Annotated in this window: 15 protein-coding genes; 4 read left to right on the top strand and 11 right to left on the bottom strand. The window is 54.9% G+C overall.

Annotated features, from left to right (window positions below; all coding sequences use genetic code 11):
- The first annotated feature begins 2 nt into the window (after positions 1-2).
- Together HPC37_RS04030 and HPC37_RS04025 are read left to right on the top strand one after the other, a co-directional pair.
- On the top strand, positions 3-341 hold the full coding sequence (locus HPC37_RS04030) for a YggL family protein (protein WP_208121917.1): 339 nt from the start codon (positions 3-5) through the stop codon (positions 339-341).
- A 75-nt stretch (positions 342-416) separates the two neighbouring features.
- On the top strand, positions 417-968 hold the full coding sequence (locus HPC37_RS04025; RefSeq protein ID WP_208121916.1) for a YggT family protein: 552 nt from the start codon (positions 417-419) through the stop codon (positions 966-968).
- A gap of 57 nt (positions 969-1,025) precedes the next feature.
- Here HPC37_RS04025 and HPC37_RS04020 read toward each other — a convergent pair whose 3' ends face one another.
- The 4 genes from HPC37_RS04020 to proC all read right to left on the bottom strand — a co-directional run bounded on the left by HPC37_RS04020 (position 1,026) and on the right by proC (position 4,228).
- Entirely contained in the window at positions 1,026-2,009 is a 984-nt protein-coding gene (locus tag HPC37_RS04020) for an amidohydrolase family protein (RefSeq protein WP_208121915.1), read from the bottom strand.
- Positions 2,010-2,262: 253 nt separating this feature from the next.
- On the bottom strand, positions 2,263-2,628 hold the full coding sequence (locus tag HPC37_RS11070; protein WP_208121914.1) for an MFS transporter: 366 nt from the start codon (positions 2,626-2,628) through the stop codon (positions 2,263-2,265).
- Positions 2,607-3,416, bottom strand: a complete 810-nt coding sequence (locus tag HPC37_RS04010) for a 3-phenylpropionate MFS transporter (RefSeq protein WP_208121913.1) — start codon at positions 3,414-3,416, stop codon at positions 2,607-2,609. Before HPC37_RS04010 ends, HPC37_RS11070 begins: the two co-directional genes overlap by 22 nt.
- A complete protein-coding gene (proC, locus tag HPC37_RS04005; RefSeq protein WP_208121912.1) occupies positions 3,413-4,228 on the bottom strand; it encodes a pyrroline-5-carboxylate reductase in 816 nt (271 codons plus the stop codon). The genes HPC37_RS04010 and proC overlap by 4 nt, the downstream gene beginning before the upstream one ends.
- 66 nt (positions 4,229-4,294) lie before the next feature.
- Between proC and rdgC the strand changes: the two genes are divergently transcribed.
- Positions 4,295-5,200, top strand: coding sequence for a recombination-associated protein RdgC (gene rdgC / locus HPC37_RS04000; RefSeq protein WP_208121911.1), 906 nt, complete (start codon positions 4,295-4,297; stop codon positions 5,198-5,200).
- A 1-nt stretch (position 5,201) separates the two neighbouring features.
- Here rdgC and ppx read toward each other — a convergent pair whose 3' ends face one another.
- The 7 genes from ppx to HPC37_RS03965 form a co-directional block, all read right to left on the bottom strand.
- A complete protein-coding gene (ppx, locus tag HPC37_RS03995) occupies positions 5,202-6,722 on the bottom strand; it encodes an exopolyphosphatase (protein WP_208121910.1) in 1,521 nt (506 codons plus the stop codon).
- A 177-nt stretch (positions 6,723-6,899) separates the two neighbouring features.
- Entirely contained in the window at positions 6,900-8,897 is a 1,998-nt protein-coding gene (gene tkt / locus HPC37_RS03990; RefSeq protein ID WP_208121909.1) for a transketolase, read from the bottom strand.
- 94 nt (positions 8,898-8,991) lie between these two features.
- Positions 8,992-9,963 carry a tRNA dihydrouridine(20/20a) synthase DusA gene (gene dusA, locus HPC37_RS03985; protein WP_208121908.1) on the bottom strand — a complete coding sequence of 324 codons (972 nt, stop codon included), beginning with the start codon at positions 9,961-9,963 and terminating at the stop codon, positions 8,992-8,994.
- A gap of 2 nt (positions 9,964-9,965) precedes the next feature.
- The gene (locus tag HPC37_RS03980; protein ID WP_235961375.1) at positions 9,966-11,384 is read right to left on the bottom strand and encodes a chloride channel protein; all 1,419 of its coding nucleotides are present in this window, start codon (positions 11,382-11,384) and stop codon (positions 9,966-9,968) included.
- A 107-nt stretch (positions 11,385-11,491) separates the two neighbouring features.
- Entirely contained in the window at positions 11,492-11,641 is a 150-nt protein-coding gene (locus HPC37_RS11230; protein ID WP_427915954.1) for a FeoB-associated Cys-rich membrane protein, read from the bottom strand.
- A complete protein-coding gene (feoB, locus tag HPC37_RS03970; protein WP_208121905.1) occupies positions 11,623-13,458 on the bottom strand; it encodes a ferrous iron transport protein B in 1,836 nt (611 codons plus the stop codon). The genes HPC37_RS11230 and feoB overlap by 19 nt, the downstream gene beginning before the upstream one ends.
- Positions 13,455-13,721 carry a FeoA family protein gene (locus HPC37_RS03965; protein ID WP_208121904.1) on the bottom strand — a complete coding sequence of 89 codons (267 nt, stop codon included), beginning with the start codon at positions 13,719-13,721 and terminating at the stop codon, positions 13,455-13,457. Before HPC37_RS03965 ends, feoB begins: the two co-directional genes overlap by 4 nt.
- Before the next feature lie 152 nt (positions 13,722-13,873).
- Here HPC37_RS03965 and rsmD point away from each other — a divergent pair, with 152 nt between their 5' ends.
- Positions 13,874-14,458: a 16S rRNA (guanine(966)-N(2))-methyltransferase RsmD gene (gene rsmD / locus HPC37_RS03960; RefSeq protein ID WP_208121903.1), complete on the top strand. Its 585-nt coding sequence runs from the start codon at positions 13,874-13,876 to the stop codon at positions 14,456-14,458.
- The last annotated feature ends 342 nt before the right edge of the window (positions 14,459-14,800 follow it).

Here is a 14,800-nt window from a genome sequence, read left to right as displayed (position 1 = left end):
CTATGGCTATCGAACGTAACCGCAGACAACGTAAAAAAATGCACCTTGGCGAGTTTAAAGAGCTCGGCTTTGTGGTGCGTTGGCAATTTGCTGAAAACACCCCAGTGGACGAGATCGACGCCACGTTAGACCGCTTTATCGCTGAAGTGATCCGCCCAAACGGCTTGGCCTATGAAGGCAGCGGCTACCTCAACTGGGAAGGCTTGGTGTGCCTTGAAAAACTTGGCCAATGTGACGACAGCCACCGCGAGCTGGTCAAAAAATGGCTGGAAGAAAACAAACTGCAAAACATTGAAGTGACTGAGCTGTTCGACATTTGGTGGGATTACCCAACCGCGTAACTTGAATTTTGTTAATTCAGCCTTATCTTATCAAGTGCGGTCCAACCGCACTTTTTATTCACTGTAAGGAATGCTATGAACACGTTGCCATTTTTGTTACAAACCGTGATCGGCCTTTATACCATCGTGTTGCTGCTGCGCGCGTGGTTTCAGTTTTGTCGGGTGGATTTTTATAATCCGCTGTCCCAAACCGTGGTGAAACTCACCCAGCCAGTGCTTGCGCCGCTGCGCAAGGTGATCCCAACGCGGAAAAACATCGATATTGCTGCGATCGTGCTGGCTTATGCCTTGAACGTGGTGCTTTATGCCAGCTTGAACTCGCTGTCTGAAACCGCCCTGCCGTGGAGCAGCATGCTGATTATTGCCGCCTTCTCGCTGGTGAAAACCTTCGGCAAGATTATTTTCTGGGCGATTTTTATCCGCGCGGTGATGAGCTGGTTCTCCCGCGGGCAACATCCGCTCGATTATGTGCTTTACCAAATCAGTGAGCCGCTGCTTGCCCCGATTCGCCGCATTTTGCCAAGCACAGGCATGATTGATTTTGCCCCGATGGTGCTGGCCTTTGGCCTGATTTTAGGCAACAACCTCCTGCTTGATATCTTCGGCGCGCTGTGGTTTTATGCTTAACTGAACTAAAAAACCTCACATCGGTGAGGTTTTTATTAACCGCACTTTGCGTTTTAATTAATCCAATCCCAACACTTTGCGGCCGTTGACGCTGGCGATATTGATCATCGCTTCAATGTCTGGGAAGCGGCAGCCGGCGGCGAGCAGGCTGAGCTCTTGCCACATATCGCCCTCACACAGCGGCACCATGTAATCGCAGATGTTATCGGTGCCAAGCGCCACCACAATGCCTTCAGGGATCATTTCATCAGCGGGGGTCAAGGCGTTGTGAAACGGCATTAAATCCTCTTTGCGGTTGGAGTCAATCCACGCCATTGGGCAGGCGATCATCATCAATTGGGCTTGGCGCATTTTTTCGTATAATTGATAGCGGTATTCTTTCGGGTGCGAGCCAATCGAGATGCCGTGAATGCCCACCACGCGCCCCTGCATGCCGTGCTCGATGGTTTTGTCACACAGCATTTCGGTCTCTTTTTCTTTCGGTGTGTTGAACTGGTCAACGTGTACGTGGCACATGATCCCGCGGGATTTGGCCGCCTCCATCAAAATGTCAAACGCCTGCGCCCCTTTGCCGTAGTTGAGCTCATCGCGATACGGCAGCCCGCCAATCATATCCACCATGTCTGAGCCGATGTCAAACCACTTGCGCGCGGTGGGCTCAATCACGCCTTTGAGGGTTTGGTTGGCGAATTTGAGCACGATGTCGTTTTTGTACACCTCGCGCGCGCGGTGGGCGGCGATGATGGCGCGGTCTTCACACACCGGGTCAATATCCACAAAGGTGCCAAAGGCCGTCACGCCTTGTTGAATCATCATCTCAATTGCTTGGCAAAAGCGAGCGTAGTAGTCCTCAATGCTCGATTGGCGCTTGATTTCATCCACCAAATCCCATTTTTGTTGCAAATTGCAGCGCCGATAAATGTCGATTTTATCAGGCGTCATGGTAAACGCGCGGTCGGCGTGGGCATGGGCGTTGACCCAGCCGCCTTGTTTAATGATTTCGTCGCGGATATAGGTGTTAAAGGTACGAACGTGTTGCATCGTTTACTCCGAGATAATAGGCGTGAAAAGGGCGAATTTTGGGCAAAAAAAATCCTCAATAATTGAGGATCGTTGCCAATGGAAATAGTCAGCAGCACTACGGCGTAGTGGATGCGAACAAAATAGAGTGTGAATAAATACTGGCATAAACTAGTTCCTGATTGGCACTAGAGCGGTAGTATAAGTTTTTTGCGCGCAGAAATAAAGCCTTTTGTGCACTTTTCAACCGCACTTTGCATAAAGTGCGGTCGGTTTAGGCCAGCCGACGCTTGATGTATACCAACAGCGGGAAGCACGGTAGCACCGCAATCGCCATCGCCAAAAAGGCCCAAGCGGGGTTGATTTTATACAAACTGCCAGAAAGCAGCATCAACAAGGCCACGCTCAAGCAGCTGCACACGCCGGAATAGAGTGCTTGCAGTTTCGGAATCAAGCGGCTTGGCTGGGCGGAGATGTAGCGCACCGTGGCAAAATGGCAAATCGCGAAGGTGAAGGCGTGCATACATTGCAGCAGCAAAAAGGCGAAAAAGCCCTCAACATAGGCCATGCCGACCCAGCGGATGACCGAAAACAGGGCGGAAATGGTTAAAAGTGCGGTCAGCGAGGTCGCTTTAAACAAGCGGCTGGCAAAGAAAATAAAATCACCTCCGCCGCCACGCTAAAGCCCCACAGCCAGCCGGTGAGCTCCACGCTGATGCCTTGTTGTGACCAAAACAGCACGCCGTAAGCATAATAAGCACCGTGCGCACCTTGCAACAGCGCCAGCACCGCCAGCAGCGCCACCACAGGGCGGTTTTGGAAAATGCGCTTGTAGCTGGCCTCCTCCACGCCTGCGGTGTCGTCTTGCGGGTTGAGTGGCGCAACGGCCGGCTTGGCGTGCTGCGCGATGATGTAAACAAGCAGCAGCGCGCTCATCAGCCACAGCGTGTTTTCATCGCCCCACAGCGCCAGCACATAGCCTGCCAGCAAGTTGGCGGCGATAAACGACAGCGAGCCGGTCAGGCGTGCCTTGCCGTAATCAAGCGGCACTTGCTGCTGCCAGGTGCCCGCCAGCGAGTCGGTCAGCGGCACGCCCGCGCCATACACCATGTTAAACAGCGCAATAAAGATAAACAGCAGCCACGCACTTTGCGCGCTGAAAATCATGCCCACGGTCAGCAGCAGGCTCAAATAGCCAATGGCGCGCAGGGTTGGAATCAAATGCGAGGGCAGCTTCACCCATTGGGAAAAGGCCATGCTGCCGATAAAGCGGAACAAAAACGCGCTGGCGGCAATGATGCCAATCATCTCATCGCTGTAGTGTTGCGATTGCAGCCACACCGGCAAAAACGGCAAAAATACACCATAAGCGGCGAAATAGCCGATAAAACTGGCGATCAGCCAAGCAAAAGGCGAAAGTGTGATCACAACTGCTGCTCCATCTCACGCGCGCGCGCCGCCGCTTGCGCCATGCCCTGCTCGATGATGTCGGCCAAACCGCACTTTTCAAATTGCGCAATCGCCGCCGCCGTGGTGCCGCCTTTGGAGGTGACTTGCGCGCGCAGTTCGCTTAAACTCAGCTGCGGGTTGCCAATCACCATCTGGGCAGAGCCGGCGATGGCTTGCTCAATCAGCGTGCGCGCTTGGGCTTCATCCAGCCCCATGTGTAAAAGTGCGGTCTGCATTGCCTCCAGCACATAGAAAAAGTACGCCGGGCTCGAGCCAGAGCCGGCGGTGACGGCGTTAATCTCCTCTTCACGCGCCAGCCAACAGACACGCCCAACCGCTTCAAACAACTCTTGAGCCAGCTGTTTTTGTAGCGCATTGCAGTGCGCATTGGCAAAAAGCCCCGTCATGCCCGCTTGCACCAGTGCTGGGGTGTTGGGCATCGCGCGCACAATCGCCTGCGCCGTTGGCAGCAGCTGCTTGAGCCTTGATATCGGCATGCCAGCGGCAATAGAGATGACTAATTTGTCGGCAAAATCGAGCGCACTGAGCCCTTGGCAGGCCTGCGCCATGATTTGCGGCTTCACCGCCAGCACCACCACCTCGCCAAACGCCGCGGCCTCGCGGTTGTCTTGCGTGGTGCGCACGCCTAAGTGTGAAAGTGCGGTCAGCTTCGGTAAACTTGGGTTGCTGGCCATGATCATCTCGCCTGACAGGCCAGCGCGCAGCAGCCCCGAGATGAGGGCGTTGGTCATATTTCCTGCGCCAATAAAGGCAATTTGGGTGTTTTTCATCGCTATATCATGAAAGAATCAGTACAATAGCGCTATTCTATCATTGACTGCTAACGGAAAGATACAATGCAATGGTTTAAAAATGTGATGATTTATCGCCTCACCAAGGCGATTGATTTAAGCGAGCAAACCGTGGCCAAGGCGCTGCAAGCGCAGGCTTTTCACCCTTGCGGCAAGCACGATTTAAGCCACTTTGGCTGGGTGCCCCCTGTGGCAGGCTTCGATGCGCTCACCTTTGCCCTCACCGGCCGGCTTTTTTTAGTGGCGCAAAAAGAGGAGAAAATCCTGCCCGCGGCGGTGGTGAAAAAGGCCTTTGAAGAGCGCCTATTCGTGCGCGAAGACCAAGAGCAGCGCAAGCTCAGCAAGGTGGAAAAACAAGCGCTGAAAGACGACGTGGTGCACGAGCTGCTGCCGCAAGCCTTTAGCAAGCATCAACACACCGCACTTTTTATTGACCCCGCCACGGGGCTGATTGTTGTCAATGCCGCCAGCGCCACCCGCGCAGAGGCGGTGCTGGCACTGTTGCGCAAATCCCTCGGCTCGCTGCCGGTGGTGCCGCTGGCCTTTGTGGATGACCTAAGTGCGGTGATGACGGATTGGATCGCCAGCGATACACTGCCTGAATGGCTCGCCACCCTCGGTGAGGCGGAGCTCATCTCCAGCCGTGATGACTCAGTGATTCGCTGCAAGCAGCAAGCGCTGGACAGCGATGAAATGCTCGCCCACTTTGACGCCGGCAAGCTGGTGAGCAAATTAGCGCTGGAGTGGAGCGAGCGCTTAAGTGCGGTGCTGGCCAGTGATGCCAGCCTCAAACGGGTGAAATTCAGCGACAGCCTGCGCAGCCAAAACGACGACATCGTCAAAGAAGACGTGCAACAGCGCTTTGAAGCCGACTTTTTGCTGATGAGTGACACCTTGCTGGCGTTTGTGCAAAAACTCGCCGAAGAAGTCGGCGGCGTACAAGAAAGCTAAGTTAAGCAATCTCGAGCTTGATCCCTAAGGCGTGCAGCAGCGCGCCTTCTTCATTGAGCTCTTTTTCGGTCAGCGGGTTGCGCGCGAGGTAATTGGGCTCAAATGCCAGGCGCCATAAACCGCACTTTTCTGTTATCGTGAAGGCAAAACGCTCCGCCGGCTCGGTGGCTTGGCGCGAGCGGTTGATGATGATCGCCAAGCGCAGCATCACCAGCAGCGACACCACATCGCGCTTGGCATAGCGTGCGGGAATGGTGAGCTCATCGAGGTTGACAGGCCCAATGTGAAAACGCACCAATTGCGTGAGCAGGTGCTGTTGGTGGTAGTCAAACCCCGGCAAATCGCTGTGCTCGATGATATAAGCCGAGTGCTTTTGCACCCCTTTGTGGTTGATGCACAGGCCAATTTCGTGGATAAACGCGGCGCAAAATAAAATATTTAAAAGCTCTTCGGCTTGCTGCTCATTCGCCCAGCAGGCATATTTTTGCCCCAGCAGCATGGCGGTGTCGGTCACGCGCAGCGCTTGCGCTTGATCCACGGTGAAATGCTCCATCAGGCTGTCGATGGTGCGCTCGCGAATGTTGTCCACCACAAAGGCCTTTTCCAGCCCATACATCACCCCTTCACGCAGCGCGCCGTCAGAGTAGCGCATCTGCTCAATGCCATAATTGTCAAACAGCGCACTTAAAATCGCCAAGCCTGGCACAAACACGCTGGCGCGCTCAGCATTGAGCCCTTTGAGGTTGATTTTTGAAAAATGATCCACCGCCAGCACGCGCTCAATCACGGTGGCCAAAATCTCGGCGGTGATGAGCCCGCTGGGGTCAAAATTGGCCTGCACAATTTGGCTGACCGTTTTCACCGTCCCCGAGGAGCCGAGCACCGTGTCCCAACCTAAAGTGCGGTAAGGCTCGCTTAAATCCGCCATGCGTGACAGTGCGGTTTGGCGGGCGCGCTCAAATTGTGCGCGGCTGATGGTGCCATTGGGGAAAAACGCCACTTCAAAACTCACGCACCCCATGTTGCGGCTGTTGGCCAGCAGTGGCTTAAAGCCGTCGCCGACAATCATTTCCGTCGAGCCGCCGCCAATGTCGACCACCAGTTTGCGGCCCGATTCAGGCTGGGTGTGGCATACGCCGGAGTAGATCAGCTTGGCTTCGTCCTCGCCTGAAATAATGTTGATCGGGTAGGGGAACACCGCCTTGGCCGCGTTGAGGAAATCCGCCTTGTTCACCGCTTGGCGCAAAGTGTAGGTGCCCACAGTGCGGATATTCTCCGCCGGCAACCCTTGCAAACGCTCGGCAAACAGCGCCAAACACGCCACGCCGCGGGCAATCGCCGCTTGGCTGAGGTGGTTGTTCTCATCCAGCCCTTGGGCTAGCTGCACCCGTTGTTTAAGGCGAGAGAGCACTTGAATGGAGCCATTGACAATGCGGGCAATAATCATGTGAAAACTGTTGGAGCCAAGGTCAATGGCGGCAAATTCGCGCACGGGCGTGGCTGTCTCGCGGGTGTTGTTCATGAGCACTCTTTAACAAAATTGACGTATTTAGCTAACATAATCGTTTTTCACCGCCAATTCAATGCCTAAAGGCGTAAATTTCTGTGAGATGCCTCACACAGCGGCGGATAGCGCAGTTTCCACGCGCTTCAGGCAATAAAAAAGCAGCCCGAAGGCTGCTTTTCTCACTTTTGCGAATTACAAAATCGCTTTGGCGGTTTTCACCACGTTTTCCACAGTGAAGCCAAAGAGTTTGAACAGCTCACCGGCTGGTGCGGATTCACCAAAGCCGTGCATGCCCACCACGCGGCCGTTGAGGCCTACGTATTTCGCCCAGAAGTCAGCGATGCCGGCTTCAATCGCAACACGTTTGCTGACCGCACTTGGTAATACGCTTTCACGGTAGGCTTCGTCTTGCGCGTCAAAGGCGTTGGTGCTTGGCATGGAAACCACGCGCACTTTTTTGCCCTCAGCGCTGAGCTCTTCTGCCGCTTTCACCGCCAGTTCCACTTCAGAGCCGGTGGCAATCAAGATGAGCTCAGGGGTGCCGTCGCAGTCTTTTAAGATGTAACCACCGCGGGCGATGTTGGCTAATTGCGCTTCATCGCGTGGCATTTGGGTGAGGTTTTGGCGGCTGAAAATCAGCGCACTTGGGCCGTCTTGGCGCTCAAGGGCGGCCTTCCACGCAGCGGCGGATTCCACTTGGTCGCATGGGCGCCAGGTGACTAAGTTTGGCACCAAGCGCAAGGCGGCAGTTTGCTCAACCGGTTGGTGCGTTGGGCCGTCTTCGCCTAAGCCGATGGAATCATGGGTGTAGACAAACAACACGCGTTGTTTCATCAATGCCGCCATGCGCACCGCGTTGTGTGCGTATTCCATAAACATCAAGAAGGTTGCGCCGTAAGGAATAAAGCCGCCGTGCAACGCAATGCCGTTCATGATGGCAGACATGCCAAATTCACGCACGCCGTAGTTGATGTAGTTACCGTCCACGTTTTCGGTTGCGCGGATTGGGCGTGAGCCAGACCACAAGGTCAAGTTGGAGCCTGCAAGGTCAGCTGAACCGCCGAGCAGTTCTGGCAACAGTGGTGCGTAGGCCTCAATCGCGTTTTGCGAGGCTTTGCGGCTGGCAATGTTGGCTGGGTTAGCCTGCAATTTGGCGATGAATTCATTGGCTTTGGCATCAAAGTCAATTGGCAGCTCGCCTTTCACGCGGCGCAAAAATTCTTTCGCCAGTTCAGGGTGCGCTTTTTCATAGGCGGCGAATTTTTCGTCCCATGCTTGCTCGGCTTGTTTGCCTTTTTCAAGGGCGGACCATTCGTCGTAGATAGCTTGTGGGATTTCAAACGCGTCGTATTCCCAGTTCAGCGCTTTGCGGGTGGCGGCGATTTCGTCATCGCCCAATGGCGCACCGTGGCTGTCGTGAGAGTTGGCTTTGTTTGGCGAGCCGTAACCGATAATGGTTTTGCAGATGATCAGTGTCGGTTTATTGGTTTCAGCGCGCGCTTTTTCAACCGCACTTTTCACTTGCTCGGCATCGTGGCCGTCGATTGCTGGGATCACATGCCAGCCGTAGGCTTCAAAGCGTTTTTGGGTGTCATCGGTGAACCAGCCGTCCACGTGGCCGTCGATGGAAATATTGTTGTCATCATAAAACGCAATCAATTTGCCCAAGCCCAAAGTGCCCGCCAGTGAACAGGCCTCGTGAGAGATGCCTTCCATCAAGCAGCCGTCGCCTAAAAAGGCGTAGGTGTAGTGATTGACGATGTCATGGCCGTCGCGGTTGAATTGCGCTGCCAGTGTTTTTTCGGCAATCGCCATGCCCACCGCGTTGGTGATGCCTTGGCCAAGTGGGCCGGTGGTGGTTTCCACACCCGCGGTGTAGCCGTATTCTGGGTGGCCTGGGGTTTTGGAATGCAGTTGGCGGAATTGTTTTAAGTCCTCGATGGACAAATCATAGCCAGTTAAGTGCAAAAGGCTGTAAATCAGCATTGAGCCGTGGCCGTTTGACAGCACAAAGCGGTCGCGGTTGGCCCAGCTTGGGTTGGCTGGGTTGTGGCTTAAAAAGTCGCGCCACAGCACTTCAGCGATGTCCGCCATGCCCATCGGCGCACCTGGGTGGCCCGATTTGGCTTTTTGCACGGCGTCCATGCTTAAAAATCGAATCGCATTGGCGAGTTCTCTACGTGATGCCATTTTATTCTCCTGTTTTTTATTCATATCCTGACAGTGTACACAACTTTTGCGCACAATGTTGATAGTTAATAGCAATAAATGAAATATATTTGAGTTATATCACAAATGAAAGTGCGGTTTCCACCACTTCCAGCCCCGCGCCCTCTTTGTGGGCGTTTTCGCTTAAATAACGCCGCCACTGCTTGGCGCCCTTGCAGCCCACAAAGGCGTTGATCATATGCCGTGTGATGCTTTGAAGCCGCGTGCCCTGCGCCAGCTCATGCGCGATATACGGCAGCATCGCCTGCACCGCTTCAACCGGGGTGACAACCGTACTTTGGCTGTCGTATAAAGTGCGGTCAATATGGCCGAGCAGGCTTGGGTTGAGGTACGCCTCGCGCCCGACCATCACGCCGTCAACGTGGGCGAGGTGGGTTTGCATGTCGTCTAGTGTTTTGATGCCGCCGTTAATGCCAATCCACAGCTGCGGGAAGTCTTTTTTCAATTGATAAACGCGCTCATAATCCAGCGGTGGGATTTCGCGGTTTTGTTTTGGGCTCAAGCCCGACAGCCACGCCTTGCGCGCGTGAATAATAAAATCACGGCAGCCCGCGCGGGAGACGGTATCAATAAACGCGCATAAAAAATCATACGAATCCAACTCATCAATCCCGATGCGGGTTTTGACCGTGACAGGGATGCTGACCGCACTTTGCATTTCCGTCACGCAGCGCGCCACCAACTCGGCGTTCGCCATCAGGCAGGCACCAAACGCACCGTTTTGCACGCGATCCGACGGGCAGCCAACGTTGAGATTAACCTCGTTATAGCCGCGCTGTTCGGCCAATTTAGCACAGTGCGCCAGCTGGTTTGGGTCAGAGCCACCGAGCTGCAACGCCAGCGGTTGCTCCGCCTCGCTGTAGGTGAGGTGGTCGTATTTGGCGTGAATCACCGCGCCCGTGGTCACCATTTCGGTATAAAGCAGCGCATGGCAACTGAACTGACGGTGAAAATAGCGGCAATGGCGGGTAGTCCAATCCAGCATGGGCGCGACGCTAAAGCGCCGCGCTTGGGTGATATCGTGCATAATTATCCTTGCGATTTGCTCGGCTCAGTTGGGCTGTTGTCGTTGTCATCACGCATTTCTGCCTGCTGCAAATGGGCTTGCAGCGCGTTTTCTTCTTGAATGCGTTGGCGAAAGCGCCCGGCGGCAAAGTGATAAAATGGTTTCGGGCAGAATTGGCGGGAGACAATGGACGCCACCAAGCAGCAAATCAACATCCAAAACAGCACCGGCTGGCTGCCGGTCATCTCCATCACCACCACACTGGCGGTGACAGGCGATTGCGTCGCCGCAGCCAAAAATGCTGCCATCGACAACAACACCAGCAGGCGTTGGTCAATCAAACCGCCAGAGAAATCCCAAATGTGTGCGCCAATGGCCGCCCCCGTGGTGAGTGCAGGGGTGAAGATCCCCCCTGGAATGCCGGCCCAATAGGTGGCCACGGTGGCGAACAGTTTCGCCAAGCCAAAGCCTTCAGGGTGAACGGGGGCGTCGTTTAAAAGATAGGTCACTTGCTCATAGCCCGTGCCGTAGGTGCGCCCCTCGCTGTACGCGCCAAGGGCGGCGAGAATCAAGCCCATCAAAAACGCCACCGCCAACGGATGACGGCGAATCCAGCCGCGAAACTTGGCAGGCGAATAGGCGGCAAAGCCTTTGCTCAAAAGCCGCGCGAACAAGCCGCCCAACACGCCGCACACCAGCGCACAAATCAGCACCCACAGGTACATTCTCGGCACTTCGGTTTCACCGATATAATGCGGGAAATACGGGTTGTTGCCTTGAATCGCCACCAAAATAAACCCCGCGGCCAGCACGCCCAACAGCACGCGGCGCTCCCAGCGCAGCAGCAAGCCACGCCCAAGCTCCTCAATGGCAAAAATCACACCAGCTAATGGCGCGTTGAACGCTGCCGCCAAGCCACCAGCGGCACCCGTTGCAATCAGCTCATTGGTGGTCAAGCCTTTAAAAGCAATGCTGTGCTTGCGGCAAAAATTGCCCCACGCTAGCATCACCGCCGCGCCCACTTGCACCGACGGCCCCTCACGCCCGACCGAGGCGCCCAGGCACATCGCCAAAAAGGTCAGCGGGATTTTCCAAATCGTTTGCCAAAAGGTGATCAGGCGGGTTTTGTTCGCGCCATGTGGCAACGAGAGGGAGGCGATCACCTGAGGGATACCACTGCCGCTGACAAACGGCGTGTAGCGCTGGGTGAACCACGCCAAAATAGGCAGCCCCAGCGGCAAGGCAATCCAAATGGCGTAAGGGTAATGCTGCGCCCAGTGAGCGTTCCACTCCAGCCCCATTTCAGAGAGCAGCGCAAAGCCCAGCGACACCAACGCCACCAGCGCTGCCCCAATCAGCAGGCAAATAAATTCAATGCTTTTGCGCGACAATCGCCACGTTTGATGGCCTTTATGGTGCAGGTAATACCGCACTTTGCTCATAATTGCATGGGTATCGGGTAACATAATCGGTAAAAAATGGCTAATAAAGGCGTAATTATAGCCTAAAAGTGCGGTTTTTGCATATTGCTCAACCGCACTTTCGTGTTTTAATGACAGCCCTTATCCGATTGGCCGCAGCCTGCGCATTTGTCGCAGCCGCACGCGCGTTTGCGGCTGAAAAAATGCCGCCATAAAAAGATCGCAGCCAGTAAGACGATAGCAAAAACAATCAACTTTTCTACCACGATAACCCCCATTGTGTCAGGTGAAAAACGCACCACGCGGCAAAATAGGCCAGTGCGGTCAAATAGAGTGTGATCAGCGCTGTTTGCGCGTTGGATTTGGTTTCGCGTTTAATCACCGCTATCGTGGCCATGCACATCGGTGCGTAGATATACCACGCCAAAAAGGCAAACGCTGTTGGCAGGCTCCAGGTGTTGTGGATAATCGGGATTAAGCTTTGTTGCAACAACTCCTCAGAGCCAGCACCCACGGCATAAATTGTGCCAAGCGAGGCCACCACCACTTCGCGCGCGGCAATGCCGGTTATCATCGCAATGCAAATTTGCCAGTCAAACCCCAGCGGTGAAAATAGCGGTTCAATCCAATGGCCCAAGGTGCCGGCGAGGCTGTATTCAATCTCAGGCAGCGCGGCACCTACCGGCGCCTGCGGGAAGGACACCAGCGCCCACAAAATCACGCTCAGGGCAAAAATCACCGTCCCGGCTTTTTTCAAAAAGGCACTGACGCGATCCCACAGCGACAGCGCGATGTGTTTGAAATTCGGCATGCGATAGGTCGGCAGCTCCATCAACAGCGGGAATTGGCGCACGCCGCCACGGCGCTTGGCCACATATTTCATCACCCACGCCACCACAATCGCGGAGAGAATCGCGATAAGATAGAGCGCAAAAAGTGTCAAGCCTTGTAAATTAAACACGCCCCACACCGTTTTATCTGGCACCACGGCGGCAATCAACAGTGCATACACTGGCAGCCGCGCAGAGCAGGTCATCAGTGGTGCTATGGCAATGGTTACCAGCCGCTCACGCGGGTTGCTGATGGTGCGCGCCGACATAATTGACGGCACCGCGCAGGCAAAGCTTGACAGCAGCGGGATAAAGGTGCGGCCCGAGAGCCCTACTTTGTCAAACAAGGTGTCGAGCAAAAACGCGGCGCGCGGCAGGTAGCCTGAATCTTCCAGCAACAAAATCAACAAAAAGAGGATGGCAATTTGCGGCAAAAACACCAGCACACTGCCCACGCCAGCAATCACGCCGTCTACCAGCAAGCTTTGCAGCAGCACCTCAGGCAGCACGCCAGCGAGCCACTCACCAAAGGCGCCCACGCTGGCTTCAATGAGGTCCATCAACGGTGCCGACCAGCTGTACACTGCTTGAAAGGTCAGCAGCAAAATCACCAGCAGCACCGCAAAGCCCCACACAGGGTGAAGCACCAAAGCATCCAGCCGCTGGTGCCAAACGGGCAAGTGCGGTTGAGTTTGCACCACTTGCGCCAAAATCGCATCGGCCGCTTGGTAATGGCCACTTTGCGCCTCATGGGCGGTGTCGGTTGGGGTGTTGGCAAAGGCGTTGTCACGCAGCTGCTGGCAAAGTGCGGTGATGCCGCGACGGCTAATTGCCACCGTTTCCACCACCGGCATGCCGAGCAAGTCAGATAAACGCGCGATGTCGATTTTCAAACCACGATGGCACGCCACATCGCTCAAATTCAGCGCAGCCATCATCGGCAAGCCCAGCGCTTTAAGCTCAAGGAGCATGCGCAGCGACATCCGCAAATTGGTGGCATCCACCACCGCCAAAATCGCTTCAGGCGCCTCGCCGAGCTCACCGTGGAGCACCTTGCGCGTGACGTCTTCGTCTAAACTGGTGGTGTGCAAGCTATAGGTGCCCGGCAGGTCAATTAAGGTGATGTTTGGGTTTTCACGACAGCGCCCGGCTTTTTTATCCACCGTGACGCCTGGGTAATTGGCGACCTTCGCGCGCAGGCCCGTGAGTGCATTAAATAACACCGTTTTGCCGCAATTGGGCGCGCCGACTAATGCAACATTCATGCGCCCTCCCGCACTTGGCAGCGGATTTTCGCCGCCTCTTGCGCGCGCAGCGAAAACTGCGAGCCATTGCCCAAGCGTACCGCCAGCGGCGAGCCCAAAAGGCCGTGTGCAATCACCGTGATCGCCGTTTGCGGGCAAAAGCCCAAATCCAACAAGCGCTGGCTGACTGTGGCGTCCAGCGCACCAAATTCGTGGTTATCCTCCACCGCCACAATGGTGGCGCATTGCCCTTTTGGCAACGCGAGTAGCGAAATCGACTCCATAATACCCTTTGTTTTTGTAATGATTATTAATGAGAATTATTGTGATCCCGCTTCGCTTTGCAATCCTTTTTGCACACCAGTCCACATTTTATTGACTTACGTCATACTATTGCGCGATGATAGGCGCAAAATTTAAACAAAAAGAAGATGTTATGGCGAAAAAACAATCAAAAGGCAGCGCCCCGAGTGGCGACGTGCGGATCATCGCAGGGCGCTATCGTGGCCGCAAACTGCCCGTGCTCAATGCCGAAGGCCTGCGCCCAACGGGCGATCGCATCAAAGAGCGGTTATTCAACTGGCTGATGAACGACATCATCGACGCCCGCTGCCTAGATGTGTTCGCCGGCAGCGGCAGCTTGGGCTTTGAAGCCCTCTCCCGCCACGCTGGCTTTGTGCAATTTTTTGAGCTCAACCCGCAAGCCTACCGCACTTTGCAACAAAACCTCAGCCGCCTTGCCGCCCCCAACGCCGACATCCGCCAAGGCGACAGCCTCAAGCTGCTGCAAAGCGCGCCACAAGCCCCTTTTGACATCATCTTCCTCGACCCACCTTTTCACCAAAACTTGCTCGCGCCTTGTATTCAGGCACTGACACAACACCACTGGTTGGCCAACAACGCCTTAATTTACATGGAAAGCGAAGCCACCCTCACCGCACTTGCCCTCCCCCACACCTGGCAACTGCTCAAAGAAAAAACCACCGGCGCCGTCTGCTCACGGCTTTATCGGGTGGGGTGAGGCCGCAAAACACACTCTTAATTTGTAGTGTGGTCTGGTTTGACCGCACTTTTATCTTTCATCACTCCGTTATCTCTTTTTGGGTGATCTGTTTTCTTTTATGACTCCGTTATCTGTATCGCAGTTCCGTCTGCGGCGGGCGGCTTTTTCTCTCTCAGCACTCCGTCATCACGCTACGGTTTCGCCGTTGGCGACCCGATTTCTTTGCTCGCCCAAAGAAATCGGGGAAAGAAAGGGCGTTGCCATTTTTAAGGAAATCTCGCTTGTTGGGAATTTCTACGTCGCATTTGATGCAGGCGCTCAAATGCTTCCTTGAAATTCATCCAACCGCTCCATTTCCGC

The organism is Spirabiliibacterium mucosae, assembly GCF_014884965.1.
In the GTDB taxonomy this organism is placed as follows: domain Bacteria; phylum Pseudomonadota; class Gammaproteobacteria; order Enterobacterales; family Pasteurellaceae; genus Spirabiliibacterium; species Spirabiliibacterium mucosae.
This window is presented reverse-complemented; position numbering and strand designations above follow the sequence as displayed.

What these genes read in the sequence shown, in the direction of transcription:
- HPC37_RS04030 (WP_208121917.1), top strand. Translation starts at nt 3, where the DNA reads ATGGCTATCGAACGTAACCGCAGACAACGTAAAAAAATGCACCTTGGC.
- HPC37_RS04025 (WP_208121916.1), top strand. Translation starts at nt 417, where the DNA reads ATGAACACGTTGCCATTTTTGTTACAAACCGTGATCGGCCTTTATACC.
- HPC37_RS04020 (WP_208121915.1), bottom strand. Translation starts at nt 2,009, where the DNA reads ATGCAACACGTTCGTACCTTTAACACCTATATCCGCGACGAAATCATT.
- proC (WP_208121912.1), bottom strand. Translation starts at nt 4,228, where the DNA reads ATGAAAAACACCCAAATTGCCTTTATTGGCGCAGGAAATATGACCAAC.
- rdgC (WP_208121911.1), top strand. Translation starts at nt 4,295, where the DNA reads ATGCAATGGTTTAAAAATGTGATGATTTATCGCCTCACCAAGGCGATT.
- ppx (WP_208121910.1), bottom strand. Translation starts at nt 6,722, where the DNA reads ATGAACAACACCCGCGAGACAGCCACGCCCGTGCGCGAATTTGCCGCC.
- tkt (WP_208121909.1), bottom strand. Translation starts at nt 8,897, where the DNA reads ATGGCATCACGTAGAGAACTCGCCAATGCGATTCGATTTTTAAGCATG.
- dusA (WP_208121908.1), bottom strand. Translation starts at nt 9,963, where the DNA reads ATGCACGATATCACCCAAGCGCGGCGCTTTAGCGTCGCGCCCATGCTG.
- HPC37_RS03980 (WP_235961375.1), bottom strand. Translation starts at nt 11,384, where the DNA reads ATGAGCAAAGTGCGGTATTACCTGCACCATAAAGGCCATCAAACGTGG.
- HPC37_RS11230 (WP_427915954.1), bottom strand. Translation starts at nt 11,641, where the DNA reads ATGGGGGTTATCGTGGTAGAAAAGTTGATTGTTTTTGCTATCGTCTTA.
- feoB (WP_208121905.1), bottom strand. Translation starts at nt 13,458, where the DNA reads ATGAATGTTGCATTAGTCGGCGCGCCCAATTGCGGCAAAACGGTGTTA.
- HPC37_RS03965 (WP_208121904.1), bottom strand. Translation starts at nt 13,721, where the DNA reads ATGGAGTCGATTTCGCTACTCGCGTTGCCAAAAGGGCAATGCGCCACC.
- rsmD (WP_208121903.1), top strand. Translation starts at nt 13,874, where the DNA reads ATGGCGAAAAAACAATCAAAAGGCAGCGCCCCGAGTGGCGACGTGCGG.